The 15,199-nt window shown below is 71.1% G+C and carries 10 protein-coding genes and 2 pseudogenes; 3 read left to right on the top strand and 9 right to left on the bottom strand.

Annotated features, from left to right (window positions below):
* Nucleotides 1-41: 41 nt before the first annotated feature.
* A complete protein-coding gene (locus tag OHS58_RS01100) occupies nucleotides 42-1,472 on the top strand; it encodes a S8 family peptidase (RefSeq protein WP_328646846.1) in 1,431 nt (476 codons plus the stop codon).
* A 46-nt stretch (nucleotides 1,473-1,518) separates the two neighbouring features.
* On the opposite strand, the gene OHS58_RS01095 is transcribed toward OHS58_RS01100, so the two are convergent.
* From OHS58_RS01095 to OHS58_RS01065, 7 genes and pseudogenes are all read right to left on the bottom strand, one after another.
* Complete coding sequence (locus OHS58_RS01095) at nucleotides 1,519-2,349, bottom strand: ABC transporter permease (protein ID WP_326943339.1); 831 nt, start codon at nucleotides 2,347-2,349, stop codon at nucleotides 1,519-1,521.
* Nucleotides 2,349-3,155, bottom strand: coding sequence for an ABC transporter permease (locus tag OHS58_RS01090; RefSeq protein WP_247055223.1), 807 nt, complete (start codon nucleotides 3,153-3,155; stop codon nucleotides 2,349-2,351). Before OHS58_RS01090 ends, OHS58_RS01095 begins: the two co-directional genes overlap by 1 nt.
* A gap of 340 nt (nucleotides 3,156-3,495) precedes the next feature.
* Nucleotides 3,496-4,440 carry an ABC transporter ATP-binding protein gene (locus OHS58_RS01085; protein ID WP_326943340.1) on the bottom strand — a complete coding sequence of 315 codons (945 nt, stop codon included), beginning with the start codon at nucleotides 4,438-4,440 and terminating at the stop codon, nucleotides 3,496-3,498.
* Nucleotides 4,441-4,481: 41 nt separating this feature from the next.
* Nucleotides 4,482-7,829, bottom strand: coding sequence for a phosphodiester glycosidase family protein (locus OHS58_RS01080; RefSeq protein WP_328646845.1), 3,348 nt, complete (start codon nucleotides 7,827-7,829; stop codon nucleotides 4,482-4,484).
* Between the two features lie 111 nt (nucleotides 7,830-7,940).
* On the bottom strand, nucleotides 7,941-8,672 hold the full coding sequence (locus OHS58_RS01075) for a maleylpyruvate isomerase family mycothiol-dependent enzyme (protein WP_328646844.1): 732 nt from the start codon (nucleotides 8,670-8,672) through the stop codon (nucleotides 7,941-7,943).
* Nucleotides 8,673-8,721: 49 nt separating this feature from the next.
* Complete coding sequence (ndk, locus tag OHS58_RS01070) at nucleotides 8,722-9,132, bottom strand: nucleoside-diphosphate kinase (RefSeq protein WP_247055230.1); 411 nt, start codon at nucleotides 9,130-9,132, stop codon at nucleotides 8,722-8,724.
* A 162-nt stretch (nucleotides 9,133-9,294) separates the two neighbouring features.
* Nucleotides 9,295-10,092, bottom strand: a pseudogene (locus OHS58_RS01065) (alkaline phosphatase D family protein); the annotation flags it as partial.
* 220 nt (nucleotides 10,093-10,312) lie between these two features.
* On the opposite strand from OHS58_RS01065, the gene OHS58_RS01060 reads away from it, so the two are divergent.
* Nucleotides 10,313-11,323, top strand: a complete 1,011-nt coding sequence (locus OHS58_RS01060) for a hypothetical protein (protein ID WP_328646843.1) — start codon at nucleotides 10,313-10,315, stop codon at nucleotides 11,321-11,323.
* 356 nt (nucleotides 11,324-11,679) lie between these two features.
* On the opposite strand, the pseudogene OHS58_RS01055 reads toward OHS58_RS01060, so the two are convergent.
* A pseudogene (locus OHS58_RS01055) lies at nucleotides 11,680-12,348 on the bottom strand (alkaline phosphatase D family protein); the annotation flags it as partial.
* A gap of 123 nt (nucleotides 12,349-12,471) precedes the next feature.
* On the opposite strand from OHS58_RS01055, the gene OHS58_RS01050 reads away from it, so the two are divergent.
* Entirely contained in the window at nucleotides 12,472-14,829 is a 2,358-nt protein-coding gene (locus OHS58_RS01050) for a penicillin acylase family protein (RefSeq protein WP_328646842.1), read from the top strand.
* A 1-nt stretch (nucleotide 14,830) separates the two neighbouring features.
* Here the strand turns inward: OHS58_RS01050 and OHS58_RS01045 are convergent, their stop codons facing one another.
* Nucleotides 14,831-15,190 carry a DUF4233 domain-containing protein gene (locus tag OHS58_RS01045; RefSeq protein ID WP_247064493.1) on the bottom strand — a complete coding sequence of 120 codons (360 nt, stop codon included), beginning with the start codon at nucleotides 15,188-15,190 and terminating at the stop codon, nucleotides 14,831-14,833.
* Between the last annotated feature and the right edge of the window lie 9 nt (nucleotides 15,191-15,199).

Genomic DNA, 15,199 nt, shown 5'->3' with positions numbered 1-15,199 from the left:
GCGCGCCGGCACCCGCGTTCCGGCGTCCGGTGGGAGGTCAAGTGTCCCTGCTGGCGCGGCCGCTGCGGGCGGCCGTGTGCACCGTGCTGGTGCTTTCGGGATGCGTCACCGCCGGTCCGGCGGCGGCCGACGAGCCGTCCTGCGCCCACGGGCGGACCCTGCGTTACGTCGTCACCTTCGACCGCGGCACGGCCGAATCCGCCGCGCGCGCTCAGATCGCCGGCGCCTGTGGCGCCACGACCGTGTACTACCCGCAGATCGCCGTCGCCGTGGCCACGTCCGGCGATCCGGGGTTCGGGCCGCGGATCGGCCTCGACCGGACGTTCAGCGCCCAGGGCGAGCGGCTGGCCGCGCAGCGCGCGACCGACCCGGTCAAGCCCCAGCCCCCGCGGGCGGCGCTGGCCGCGACCGACCCGGCCCGGGTGCCCGGCACGGACCTGAGCTCCCGGCAGTGGGACATGCAGGCGATCAACGCGGGCTGGGCGCACCGAGTGTCCGAGGGGAGCCGCGACGTCGTGGTCGGCGTGCTCGACTCGGGGATCGACCCGGCCCACCCGGACCTGACCGCGGCGCTGGACCGCGACGACTCCGCAGGCTGCCTCACCGGCGCCCCCGACCAGGACCGCGGCGCGTGGGCGCCGACGACGTCGGTGCACGGCACGCACGTGGCCGGCATCATCGCGGCGGCCGACGACGGCCACGGCGTCACCGGCGTGGCGCCCGGCGTGCGCGTCGCCTCGGTGAAGGTGATCGACGACCGCGGGTACGCCGACCCCGAGGCCGCGGTGTGCGGGCTGATGTGGGCGGCGTCGCGGCACATGCAGCTGACGAACAGCAGCTACTTCGTCAACCCGTGGTCGCTGTCGTGCATCCGCGGCGACGACCGCGGCGTCGTGCACGAGGTGCTGGCCAGAGCCGTGGAGTACAGCACGTCGGCGGGCACGCTGAACGTCGCGGCGGCGACCAACGAGGCCGTCGGGCTGACGCCGTCCGCGCGGTCGGGCGCGCCCGGCGCGGGCACCGGGTGCGAAGCCCTGCCGGCCGGGCTGCGGGACGTCGTCGCGGTGTCGGCGGTGGGAGCGGACCGGGTGAAGGCGGGCTACAGCTCGTACGGGCTGGGCGTGATCGACGTCACCGCGCCCGGCGGCGAGACGGGCCGGTGCGTGCTCTCGACGGTCCCGGGCGGGTACGCGCCGCTGTGCGGGACGTCGATGGCGGCGCCGCACGTCGCCGGGGTGCTCGCGCTGCTGGCGTCCCAGCACCCGGGCGCCGGGCCGCGTCAGCTGCGGCGGTCGCTGGACGAGCAGGCGACGCCGATGGCGTGCCCGGCCGACTACGACCTGACCGGCGACGGGATCCAGGACGCGTACTGCGCGGGGTACGAGGGGTTCAACGGCTTCTACGGCCACGGGATGGTGGACGCGATGGCGGCGGTGGCGCCGCGGACCGGGCGGCCGGACCCGGCCCGCTGAGCCACGTCACGTCACGTCACGTCACGTCACGTCACGTCACGTCACGTCACGTCAGCAGGAGTTTCGCAATGCGGCGGGTCGAGGCCCACAGGCCCACGCCGCCGAGGACCAGCAGGTAGGCGAGGTTGCCCAGCATCCCGGGCGACAGGATGCCCGTCGCGAGGCCGCGCATCAGCTCGATCGCGTGGTAGAGCGGGAAGCAGCGGACCACCCACTGCACCGGCTCCGGATACACCGACAGCGGGAAGAACGTCGTCGAGAACAGGAACATCGGGGTCAGCACCAGCTGGATGTAGTCGAACTGGGCCGTCGACTTCACGAACGTCACCAGCGCCATGCCGACCGCCGAGAACGCCAGGCCCACCAGCAGCGCCGCCGGGACCATCAGCAGGGCCCACCACGACGTCAGCAGGCCCATCGCCGCCGCGATGCCGAGGAACGCCACCGCGTAGAAGCCGCCGCGCAGGACCGCCCAGCCGATCTCGCCGAGCGCGACGTCCAGCGGGCCGATCGGGGTGGCCAGCATCGCGTCGTACAGCTTCGCGTAGCGCAGCTTGAAGAACAGGTTGTACGTCGACTCGAAGACGGCGCCGTTCATCGCCGACATCGCCAGCAGCGCCGGGGCGACGAAGGCGACGTAGCTCATCGGGCGCCCGTCCGGGCCCGCGACCTCGGTGACCAGCTTGCCGAAGCCCAGCTGGAACGCCATCAGGTAGAGGAACGGTTCGATCGCGCCGGACAGGAAGATCAGCCAGCTGTTCCGGTAGACCATGGCCGCGCGCTCGATCAGCGCGCTCGCCCGGCCGGCGTAGAGCCCGGGCGGGAGGATCCGCAGCAGCAGCCCGCCGCGGGCCGGCGGAGCCTGGACGCTCACCATCAGACCACCAGCCTCTTGTAGAAGGCCCGGTGCGCGAGCGCCCACCCGGCCGCGAACAACGCCGCGAGCACGGCGAAGTGGCCGAGCATCGCCCAGCCGCCGACCCCGCCGACGCTCACGCCGCGGGCCAGCTGGGTGCCGTGCCACAGCGGGGAGATCCAGGCCAGCCAGCGGATCGCGGCCGGCAGCTGGGCGATCGGGAAGAACGTGCCGGAGAACAACGTCATCGGCATCACGACGAACCGGAAGATCAGCCCGAAGCGCTGGCCCTCGTCGTGGGTGCTCGCCGCCAGCGCGGCCATCGGCGTGGTGCAGGCGAGGCCGGTGACGGTGCCGGCCAGGATCACCAGCAGGACGCCGGGGCCGGTCCAGGAGCCGAAGAACAACGCGACGAACGCGTAGATCGCGCCAGCCAGGGTCAGCCGCAGCGCCGACCAGATCAGGTGACCGCCGAACACCTGGCCGGGCGACACCGGCGTGGCGGTGACGGCCAGGTAGTCCTTCTGCCACTTGAACCCGGAGAGAACGGGGTAGCTCGACTCGCCGATCGCCTGCTGCGCGGCACCGGCCGCGAGCAGCGCGGGCGCGATGTACTGCAGGTAGGAGAGACCGCCGGTGACCGTGCCGGGCCGCACCTGCGACCCGAAGCCGAGACCCATCGCGGCGAGGAACAGCACCGGCTGCAGGCCGGTGGAGTACAAAGTGGACAGCCAGTGCCGCCGGTACCAGGTCCAGTGCCCTTCGACGCGCAGCCAGGCCCCGTGCCACCGGCCGACGACCCGGCCGGTGGATTCGACGGTGGTCATGGCCGATCCTTCTGGCGGAGGTGCGCTCGCCGGGTGTCCCGGCGGTGGTGCGCGTGTGGAGTCTCCCGGCAGAGGCACGATCGCCGGATCGCCCGGCAGGAGTGCGCGCGTGAGCTGCACCCCCGCGGGTCCCTCCGGCGATGGGCATCGGCCGGATCCCGGCGGAGTCGTAGCCGGGGCAGCCGGGCCAGGGCCACCGTCGCGACCGGAACGGCCGACTCGCCATCCCGAACGGCCAACCCGCCGACCGGAGCAGCCAACTCGCCACCCGGAGCGGCCGACTCTCCGGGAGGGCGGAGGGGCGCGGGACAGCCGTGTGTGCCAAGAGAACCTGAGCCCATCAGTCCACCAGCGTTCGGCCGGTCAGCCTGAGGAACACGTCCTCCAGGGAACTGCGGCGCACCAGGCTCGACAGCGGGCGGACGCCTCGGGCGTGGGTGCGTTCCAGGGCGTCCTCGCCGTCGTTGCTGTAGAGCAGGACCCGGTCCGGGAGCACCTCCACCCGCTCCGCCAGGCCCGCCACCTGCGCGGCCGCCGACTCCTGCTCCCCCGACGCGAACCGCAGCTCGACGACTTCGCGTGTCGAGTAGCGGCTGATCAGTTCGGCCGGTGAGCCTTCCGCGGCGATGCGGCCGTGGTCCATCACCACCAGCCTGTCGCACAGCTGCTCCGCCTCGTCCATGTAGTGCGTGGTCACGATCAGCGTGGTGCCCTGGGCCTTGAGCCGGAACAAGCGATCCCACAGCAGGTGCCGGGCCTGCGGGTCGAGGCCTGTCGTCGGTTCGTCGAGCAGCAGCAGTTCCGGGTCGTTGACCAGCGACCGCGCGATCGTCAAGCGCCGCTTCATGCCGCCCGACAGCGGGTCCACCTTGTCGTCCGCCCGGTCCGTCAGCTGGGCGAACTCCAGCAACTCTTCGGCCTTGCGGCGAGCCACCGCCCGCGACAGCCCGAAGTACCGGGCGTACACGATCAGGTTCTCGCGGACGGTCAGCTCGACGTCCAGGTTGTCCAGCTGCGGCACGACGCCGAGGCGCGCGCGGATCCGCGGGCCGGCCGCGTCCGGGTCCAGGCCGAGCACGCGCAGGTCGCCGTCGGTCCGCGGTGACACGCACGCGATCATCCGCATGGTCGACGACTTCCCGGCGCCGTTGGGGCCGAGGAAGCCGAACGCCTCCCCGCGCCGCACCTCGACGTCGATCCCGCGCACGGCTTCGAACTCGCCGAACCGCTTCACCAGTGCCTTGGCCTGCACCAGCGCCGGCTCTCGCTCCTCCGTTTGGTCCACACCCGAACCCTAGGACCCGCCACCGACAAAAACCGAACGGTTTAGCCGCGAACGGTCGACACCAGCGTTTTCGTCACCCCGTTGACCGTCACCGACAGCCGCGCGACGCCCGGGCGCAACGCCGTCAGCACCCCGGTCGACGGGTCGAACGACACGACGTCCCACGGCGCGGGCGGCCACCCGGCCGAAGCGATGTGCGTGCCCCACGCGCCGGTCCAGTCCGCGCTGACCGGGTACGACACCGGGACGTCGCGGATGCCCTGGCGCAGCGTCGCGCGCACGTCGGCGTGGGCACCCCGGGACAGCTCGGCGGGGCCCGTGACGACCAGCGAGTCGACGTTGGGGCGGGTCTCGAACCGCACCGGCTGGGCGCGGTCGGCCGGGTCGACGCGCAGCAGCGTCCAGCCGACGAACCCGCCGTCGCCCGGTGCGGCCGCGGGCGCCTTGCCGGAGTTGCCGTTGACCAGGTACGGCACACCGTCCACACGGGACAGTGAGAACACGCCGGCGTGCGAGGCGACGGCGGCCGCGGGCTTGCCGGACGTCTGCTCGAAACCGGTCAGCCAGCCGGTCAGCAGCGCCGCTTCCTTCGGGTCGGCGAGCTGGGAGTTCCCGGTCGGGCTCGGGTCCTTCACCGGGTGGTGCATCGCGACGACGACCCCGCGCACGTTCCGGTCGGCGGCCGCCGAGTCGAGCGCCGAGCGCAGCATCCGCACCTGGTCGAACCCGCCGGCCCGCAGCGAACCGCGCGAGGAGTCCAGCAGCACCAGCCGGATCCCGCGCAGGTCGACGACGCGGTGGGTGTCCCCGAAGACGGCCTGGAAGTTGGCGAGGCCGTTGCCGCCCTCGGCTTCGTGGTTGCCCGGCACGTAGTACCAGGGCGCCTTGCCGTCCAGTTCCTCGGAAATCACCTGCCGCGCCAGCGTGAAGTCGGGCGGGGTGCCGCGGTCGACGAAGTCGCCGTTGAGCAGCACCAGGTCCGGCTTCGCCGCGACGGCCTCGCGCAGCGCCCGCCGCGCCTGGGCGACCAGCGGGCCGGTGGGGTCGTCGGCGGTGAACTGCGCGTCGCTGACGACCGCGACGCGCAGGCCGCCGGCGAGCGTGCCGTCGGTGACCAGCGCCGGGTCGTGCGGCGCCGGGTCCGCGGGCACCGCTGCCGACGGTGCCACCTCGAACGTCAGGTCGTCGAACACCAGGTGACCTTCGTACTGCTGGTCCGGCACGTTTTCGACGGCGTAGAACCGCGCCAGCCGCTGGCCAGCGGGCAGTCCGGCCGGCACCGCGGCGGTGACGTAGCGCCAGCCCGTCCAGTCCACGCTCAGCGACGAATCCACAATGGACGCGACGTTCGCGGCGTCGCGCAGTTCGGCCCGCAGCCAGGCGCCCTTGCCGTCACCGTTGACCCACAGGCCGATCTTCTGCGTGCCCGTCGGTACCGGCAGCGACGCCGAAGGCGTGACGTACGCGGCGCGCGTCGCGGTCGTGCCGGTCAGCCGGTAGTCCAGCGCGAGACCGGCGCCACCGTCCTGCCCCGGTGCCGCGGACAGCGCCGCGCCGACGACCGCCGGGAACACCGTGGCGGTCCAGCCCGCCGGGCCGTCCAGCGGCGCCGCGACCTGCGCGGCCGTGCCCACGGACGCGGCCAGGTGCGTGGTCAGGCCGGCCGCCGTCGCGGTGATCGCGGACGCGCCCGACGCCGTCAGCGCCGTCACCGAGAAGCCGTCGCCCGCGGGGACGATCCGCACCACCGCGTGGTCGTAACCGAGCTTGACGTCGTCGGGTTCCAGCCAGGTGCCGTAGCCGTCGGCGTCGTAGCCGTACACCTTGAACGTGCTGGTCGCACCGGCCGCCGACAGCGCGACCTGCTCGGTGCTCGTGCCGAGCCGGACCGGCTTGCCCAGCACCGAAAGCGCCGTCTTCCCGGCCGCCCGGCCGGACTTCGCGACGACGTCGACCCCACCGGGACCGTGCCCGGTGACGACCCCGTGCGTCACGGAGGCCCGCCGGGGGTCGGACGTCGTCCAGCGCGGGTCGGCGGCGACCGCGGCGCCGGTCTCGTCGTGGCCGTCGGCGACCAGGTGCCGGGTCAGGCCGGTCAGGACGCGGGTCGCGTCGGCCGTCGCCACCGCGGGCGCCGGCGCGAACGCCGTCAGCCGGCCGCTGCCGGGCACTGTGCCGAAGCCGATCCCGTTGGGCACCAGGCGTTCCCCGCCGTCGGACGGCGCGTTGCGGATGCTCGGCGCGGCCTCGCCTTCGGTGCGCGCCAGCAGCGTCGACGAGCCGCCGCCGTCGAGGTTGATCGCGTCGTCCGCGCCGAGGCTCTTCATGTGCCGCGCCAGTTCCAGCTCGGTCATGCCGCGGCTGTCGGCCTGGCGTCCGTCCACAGTGGCCAGCCACAGTTTCGTGCCGTCGGCGGAGAAGCCGACCGCGGTCCGCGGGTGCATCGCCACGTTGTCGACGGGCTGCACGACGCCGTCGCGCAGCAGGACTTCGTTGCCGCCCACCGCGACCGCGATCTTCCCGGCGTCGGAGCGCGGCGCGTACGTGACGCCGACCGCGTCACCCGGCTTCAGCGCGGCGAGCGCGTCCGCCCCGGCCTCACGGGCCAGGAGCACGGTCGTGCCGGCCGCGATCGGGCCGTCCGCCGGCGCGGTGCGCACCTGGGTGACGACGCCGTCGCGCAGCTCCACCTCGAGGACCCGCGCGGCGCCGGCCACCGACGTCGCGCGGCCGGACGCGCCCCACAACGGCGTGTAGACGCCGATCGCGTCGCGGTCCAGGACCGGGCTGTTGAAGTTCGTGGCCTGCACGGCGCCGCCGGGCAGCGTGACCGTCGCTTCGAGGAAGACCGATGCGAGCCGGGCCTTGCCCTCGTCCGTGATCGCCGCGGTGAGGTTGTGGCCGGCCGCGGGCGCCGTCTGCAGCTGCCCGTGGTCGACGCCGACGCCGATCGGCGCGCCGGTGGCGTTGATGTCGAAGAAGTCGCCGTTCACGCCGGCGACCGCGCCGGTGCGCGCGACCTGCTGCGAGAGCGGTGTGCGCGCGGAAACCGTGCCCGGGCTGAGGTACGTCGGCCGGAGCACCTTGCTGCCCAGGTCGACGGCGAGGGTGTCGCCGCGGATCCAGCCCGCCGGGTCGTACCGGTCGAACTGGGTGAGGTCCAGGCCGGGCGCGACCTCGGTGGTCGCGCTGCCGGTGACGAGGCCGTCGTCGGGGTCCGCGGCGGCGGAGGTCGCCGGGCCTTCGTGGGCCGACGACGCGGCGGGCGCGCCCTCGATCGGCGGCGTCCCCAGCGGCGCCGCGAGCGGATCGGCGTGGGCCGGGACGACGAGACCGGACGTGAACAGCGCCAAGAGCGCGCCGGAGAGCACGAAGCGTGACTTCTTCACCGGGTACCCCAGTATCGAGTGAGAGTGAACCGGACCAGCACAGCGCAGCGGCACGGCCACGGGAAGGCTTCGCGGTGAACGCCGCCTGAATGGTCTAGAACAGCTGCGGCGTCAGGCCGTGAACGGCGCCTGGAGGAACTGTTCGGCGGTCCCGGTGTCGCCGGTGAGACGCGGCGCGGGGGCGGTGCGCTTCCACAGGTGCAGCAGGAGGTCCTGCGCCGTCGCCTCGGCGGTCGCGGCGGGTTCGGTGGCCGGGCCGAGTGCAGGCGGCTCACCCGGGTGCAGCGTCCAGGCGTCGCCGGTGTCGGTGGTGCGCAGCGCGAGTGGCGCGGCCAGCGGCGGCGGGGCGTGCCAGCGCGAGACGCGCGGGAGCCAGGCGGTGAGGACCTCGTCGACGCCGTCCGCGGCGACCGCCGGGTCGAGCGTGACCGCGGTGCCGGCCGCGGCGTGCGCGTCCGTGAGGTGGACGGCGGTTTCGTGGACCTGGCGGCGGAACCAGAAGGCCTTGACCTTCTCCGTGCCCGCGAAGTGCCAGCAGCGGTCCTCGGGGGTGGCGGCCTCGAGCGCGTCCAAGAGCTGCTTCGCGCTGTCGGCGTACCAGGACGCGAGGTCGGCGCCCGGGCCGTCGTCGAAGCTCTGCCGTTGCGATTCCCCGGAGATGACGACGGAGGTGGCCCAGCGGTGGACGTTGCCCAGGTGCGTGCCGAGGTCGCGCAGCGTCCAGCCGCCGCAGTCCGGCACGGCCGCGGCGGGGTCGGCGGTGCGCAGGACTTCGGCGAACCCGTCGGCCAGCTCCCCCAGCACGGGGAGGTAGTCGCGGGCCGGGAACGGCATCGTCGTCATCGGGTCTCCGGGTCGAGCCGGGGCCACCCGGAGGTGGCCCCGGTGCCGATCACAGGTCGGGGAACCAGAGCTTCAGCTCGCGCTCGGCCGACTCCGCGGAGTCCGAGCCGTGGACCAGGTTGTACTGGGTCTCCAGCGCGAAGTCGCCGCGGATGGTGCCCGGGGTGGCCTTCTCGACCGGGTCGGTGCCGCCGGCCAGCTGGCGGAACGCCGGGATCGCGCGCGGGCCTTCGACGGCGAGCGCGACCAGCGGGCCCGAGGTGATGAACTCCAGCAGCTCGCCGAAGAACGAACGCTCCTTGTGCTCGGCGTAGTGCTCCTCGGCCAGGGCCTGGGGGACGGTCCGCAGTTCGACGGCGACGAGCTTGAGGCCCTTGCGCTCGATCCGCGAGATGACCTCGCCGACGAGGCCGCGCGCGACGCCATCGGGCTTGACCAGGACCAGCGTGCGTTCAGTCACGACGGTGTTTCTCCTTGTTGCGGTTAAGTGTCGGTGCGCGGAGCCTAGCCGACGGTCTTCCGGGCCTTTGTAGTCGACGTCACGAACCGGCCTGAAAGCCGTGAAGGCCTCCTTCCCGGCTCTTATGGCCGGGAAGGAGGCCTTCACGGCTTTGGACTCACTTCAGCGGCCTTGCGGGTGCAGCTTCTTCGACCACAGCGACGCGCCCGTGGCGTCGCGCAGGTCCACCGTCAGGTCGCCACTGGCGCCGTCGATGTTCAGCTCGCCGAAGTGCTGGAAGCCGTCGATCGGGGCCGTGTTCGCGACCGGCGGGGCGTGGACGAACACCGCCTCCGGGCCGAACGTCGGGTCGAGCGTGTTCGGGCCGAACGCGCCCGCGTTCAACGGCCCGGACACGAACTCCCAGAACGGGTCGAAGTCCTGGAACGCCGCGCGGTCCGGCGAATAGTGGTGTGCCGCCGTGTAGTGGACGTCCGCCGTCAGCCAGACGACGTTGCGGACGCGGCGGCGCTGGATCTCGCGCAGCACCCAGGCCAGCTCCGTCTCGCGGCCGCCGGGCGCGCCGGGCAGGTTGTTCGCCACGGCCTCGATCGCAGTGCCGTCCGGGACGACCAGGCCCAGCGGCATGTCCGCCTGGACGATCTTCCACGTCGCCGTGCTGCGGCCGAGCGCGTCGGCCAGCCAGCGGGCCTGCCGGTCGCCGAGAATGTAACCCGGCTTGGTCTGGTCGGCCGTGTTGGCGTTGCGGTAGGTCCGCATGTCCAGCACGAAGATCTCGGCGCGCGAGCCGTACCGGAAGCTCCGGTAGACGCGGCCGTCGACGGCCTGACGCGAGTCGATCGGGTGCCACTCGTGGAACGCCTGGTAGGCCCGCGGCGCGAGGACGTCGACGCGCTTCTCGGTGTAGGCCGGGTTGTCGAGGATCTTGCCCGGGTACCAGTTGTTGAGGACCTCATGGTCCGCAGAGCGACATTAAACCCCGCACTCGCACGAAGACTGCCGATCGCAGCTTCGGTGTTCCCCGGAGCAGACGCAGTTGGGAGCGCGCTACACAGCCTTGCTCATGGTGCTCACGCCAGCACACGGCTACGATCACTTGCCTCGCCGTCGGACAAGATAGCCGGGTAGGCTGGGCCGGCGCAAGAAGCCAAAGGAAAGTGAAACCCACGGAAGGTAGCTGATGGCAAATCGGAGGCCGCTTTCCATCCTGCAGCGGCGACTAGCCCGTTACGCACTCGTATTATCAATTGGATTAGTAGTTGGCGGCGGCCTATTTCTCGTTGCCCAGGATTCATCGACCCCTTGGGCGACGATCCTTTCAGGACTGGGGATCAACTTGATTGCAAGCGGAATTTTCGCAGCATTCTTTGCATTCCTTAGCGATCGCGAGCATCGGAACCTTGTTGTCGAGGAGATACGAGAGAGCTTCAGTTCACACTCGGAGCAACTTTTAGGAGCGGTTCACGCCGAGCAGGCATACTTCTTGCCGAGGGCAAAATTTGCGGCAAGTAAGGACTACAACCCAGAATTTGACATTGAGTTATCCCGCGCCATGCTGGAGGCCTCGTTCTACGGATTTCGTGGCGCGACGGCAAAGTATGTAGCTAGACGATTGGCGCTTTTGAGCACCTGCCCAGCCACGGTCACTGTGATACTCGCGGACCCAAGGTCTGATTCACTGATGCGACGCCGGGTTGCCGACCGCACTACTAATCCAAAATACCGCGGATTGTCGCCGATCGAGATTGCCGATAGCCTCCGGCACGAGTTGGCCGAATCCCTTGTAGGACTGTTTGATCAGCGATTCAAATCTACTATAACCGTCGCATTCACGGATGAGACGTTCGTAACAAGGGTTGAGATCACGGATAAGACCGCCTTTTTGGCTTTACATATTTCACGCAGTTCACGAATCCAGGGATTCCCCGAGGAATTTCAATTCGACTCCGGCAGTCTACACTACGAAATTCAAAGAGCTGAGATCGAACGTCGAGTTGAACTTTCAACGCTAAAGACTACCTTCAGCTACTCTACAACCGAGGAGCAGCTGTCTACGTTTCTCGCAAGCGTAATGCAGGAGCCCGGTGGCTCCGTTGACCCGGGCCCCTTGCGGGTAGCCCATCACGCTCGAATGGAAGTTTTTGACCGACACCTGACGGCAATATTAGGGCACCTAAATGAGGATGTCTGAGTAATTCCGGAAGTGTCCCAGGACCTGGGCAGGTGCCAAGACTTGAGTTGGCCAGCGCAGCAACCCGCTGACTTCCTAAGGGCTACAGTGTGACGGCCCAATGTCAGACTCGCACAAGGCGTACGCGCAGTAACCCTGGACGAAGAGATTGCGGCTCGCTGCCATTAATTCGGCAACTCCTCGGAGTTGAATCAGCGGCAGGCCACGCCGAGGACTGTCGACGCAGTCCGTGGAAACTCAAGCGTGCGCAGGCACGTCCAACCCTGCGACGTTGGTCATTCGCGGATCGAGTTTGGGGAGGGCACCATCGCCAAGGCGTGCCCCGCCGGGCCCAAAGGGTCATCCTGAGTTGGTAGATACTCCGCCAGCGTCTCGGCGACCTTCGCCTTCTCCGCGGTGACGACGTTGCGCCAGGTGCGGCCGCCGGGCAGCGTGACCGTCTCGGTCAGCGGGCCGTCGGAGTAGACCGTGTCGCCGCTGTGCAGGAACAGGTCCGGGCGGCGGGCGGCCATCGCCGAGAAGATCGTCATGCCGCCCAGGTCCGGGTTGATGCCCCAGTTCTGGCCGACGACGTCGCCCGACCACAGGATCCGGGCGCTGCTGCGGCCGACCGGCGCCGTGGCGAACGTGCCGGTCAGCGGCTCGCTCGTGGCGCGGCCGTCCGGCGACTCCGCCGTGACGCGGTAGTGGAACTCCGTCCCCGGTGTCAGCCCGGCGACGCGCACCCGGCCGGTGCCGTCGCTGTCCGGGCCGACGGCGGGGCCGGTGATCCGGCGGGCGTGGCGGAACGACGGGTCCCGCGCGATCTCGACGACCAGGCGCGCCGGGCGGTCCGCGCGCGACCAGACGACGGCGGACCCGGTCGTGACGTCGCCGGACTGGACGCCGTGGGTGAGCACGGGCCGGTCGCGGCGCACGAGCGGCGTCGCGGCGAAAGCGGTCGACGGCAGCACGAGACTGGCGGCCGCGCCGGTCAGGCCGGCCTTGAACAGCGTGCGGCGGGAGTGGCAGGTCGGTTCGGTCATGCGCGGATCCAACCCCGCCCCGGCCAACGCCGGATGGCGTGCGGGTGAACGGATCCCGGGGGTTTCCCCGATGTCCGAGGCGGCTCGCCGTCGGTAACGTGGCGATCACGACAAGGGGGTCAGATGAGACCATTCAGGAAAACCCTGGCGGTGCTGACGGCGGCGCTCACCGTCACCACGCTGGGCACAAGCATCGCGGAAGCGGGACAGGACAGCGGCAAAGCCGTCCTCCGCTACACCGAACACGGCGTCCCGCACATCGTCGCGAAGGACTTCGCCGGGCTCGGTTACGGCTACGGCTTCGCGGCGGCGACCGACAACGTCTGCGAGCTCGCGAACATCTACCTGACGGTGAGCGCGCAGCGCTCGAAGTACTTCGGCCCGGACGGCGAGGGCTACCCGTCGCTGTCCGACGCCGGGAACAACCTGCACAGCGACCTGTTCTTCCAGCAGCTCAACGACTCCCACGTCGTCGACCGGCTGGTCGCGCAGCCCGCGCCGCTGGGACCGCGGCCCGAGGTCCGCGACATCGTCTCCGGCTACGTCAAGGGCTTCAACGCCTACCTCGCCCGCACCGGCCGTTCCGGGATCAGCGACCCGGCCTGCCGCGGCGCCGGCTGGGTCCGGCCGATCACCGAACAGGACTTCTACCGCCACTACTACGCCATCGCCATCACCGGCGGGCAGGGCGCCATCACCGACGGCCTGTTCACCGCGCCACCGACCGGCGCGACGTCGACCAAGACCGGCACCGCGGATCAGCTCGCGACGCGCGTGCGGGAGACGCTCGGCGGGGGCGGGCTCGGCAGCAACGGCATCGCGATCGGCGCCGACAGCACCGCGGCCGGCAAGGGCAGCGTGCTGCTCGGCAACCCGCACTACCCGTGGCAGGCCGGGCGCCGGTTCTGGCAGAGCCAGCTGACCATCCCGGGCCGGTTCGACGTGGCCGGCGCGAGCCTGCTCGGCATGCCGTTCGTCCAGATCGGGCACACCGCCGACGCGGCCTGGACGCACACGGTGTCCACGCCGATCACGTTCGGCCTGTTCGAAGTCCCGCTGAAGCCGGGCGACCCGACGACCTACCTGGTCGACGGCCAGGCCGAGAAGATGACCTCGCGCGACGTCTCGGTCCAGGTGCGCCAGGCCGACGGCTCGCTGAAGCCGGTCCGCCAGACGTTCTGGTCGACGCGGTACGGGCCGGTGATCGGGGACGTCGCCGGGATCCCGGTGCCGTGGACGGCGAAGTCGGCGTACGCGGTGCGCGACGCCAACGCCACCAACCTGCGCGGGCTCAACACCTGGTTCGAGCTCGACCAGGCGCACAGCACGGCCGACATCACCCGCGCGCTGAGCCGCACGCAGGGGGTGCCGTGGGTCAACACGATCGCCACCGACCGGGCGGGCCACGCGCTGTACTCCGACGTCCAGGTCGTCCCGCACGTCACGGACGAGCAGGCGAAGGCGTGCAGCACTCCGCTGGGGCAGCAGACGTTCCCGGCCGAAGGACTGTCCATCTTGGACGGTTCGAAGTCGGCGTGCAACTGGGGTTCCGACCCCGGCGCGGTGGAGCCGGGCATCTTCGCGCCGTCACGGCTGCCGCAGCAGCAGAGCCGGGACTACGAGCTGAACACGAACGACAGCGCGTGGCTCGCGAACGCGAAAACCCCGATCACGGGCTACCCGCGGATCGCCGGCGACATCGGCACCGAACGCTCACCGCGGACCCGGGAAGCGCTGCTGAGCGCCGAAAAGGGCGGGTTCACAACGGACTCGATGAAGCAGCTGCTCTTCGCCGACCACAGCCTGCTCGCCGACCTGACGGCGGCGGACCTGGCGAAGCTGTGCGCGTCGTTCCCCGGCGGGCAGGCGCCGTCGTCGTCCGGCCCGCAGCCGGTCGGGCCCGCGTGCACGACCCTGGCGAACTGGGACCACACGTACTCGCTCGACAGCCGTGGTTCGCTGCTGTTCCACCGGTTCACCGTCCGGCTCGGCGGCACGGCGCGCTTCGCGGTGCCGTTCGACCCGAAGGCGCCGCTGACCACGCCGAACACGCTCAACTCAGCGGATGCCGGCGTGCAGAAGGCGTTCGGCGACGCGCTGGCCGACCTGCGCAAGGCGGGGCTCGCGCCGGACGCGCCGCTGCGGGACGGCCAAGCCGTCACCCGTGACGGCGAGCGGATCCCGATCCACGGCGGACCGGGCCAGCTCGGCATCCTCAACGTGATGACGCCGCTGTGGGACCCGTCGCGCGGGGTCGTCGACATCCAGCACGGGTCGAGCTACATCCAGGTGGTCGGGTTCAGCGGGCACGCGTGCCCCGACTCCTCGACGTTGCTGACCTACTCGCAGTCGGCGAACCTGCAGTCGCCGTACTTCAGTGACCAGACGAAGCTCTACAGCCGGGGGCAGTGGGTGAAGGACCGCTTCTGCGAAGCCGACATCCTGCGCTCCCCCGCGCTGCGGGTCGTCGTCCTGCGGTGAGTCAGGGCTGGGGCTGCTGCTGGCTCGCGAGGGTGCCGGCCGCCATCCGGCGGGCGACGTCCTTGCGCAGCCACAGCAGCCACAGCCAGACCGCCAGGAAGATCACGCCCAGCACGGCGATCGCGGGCAGCCAGAACACCAGCGCGATCAGCACGACCTGCAGCGCGAGGAGCACTGGGACCGTCCACGGCCGCTTGACGAACCCGCAGAGCACGACGTGCAGCAGCGCGACGGCCAGCACGGTCCAGCCGGTACCGGTGCTGATCCCGCCGCCGAGCTTGTTCACCACCGGCAGCGCGAGGGCGACGGTGATGCCCTCCAGGATCAGCATCCCCGACATCACGCCGCGGAACCCCTTCATCGGGTCCTT

This window comes from Amycolatopsis sp. NBC_00348, assembly GCF_036114655.1.
Classification (GTDB): Bacteria; Actinomycetota; Actinomycetes; order Mycobacteriales; family Pseudonocardiaceae; genus Amycolatopsis.
Note: the sequence above shows the minus strand (reverse complement) of the source record. Positions and strands in the feature narration are given on the sequence as shown.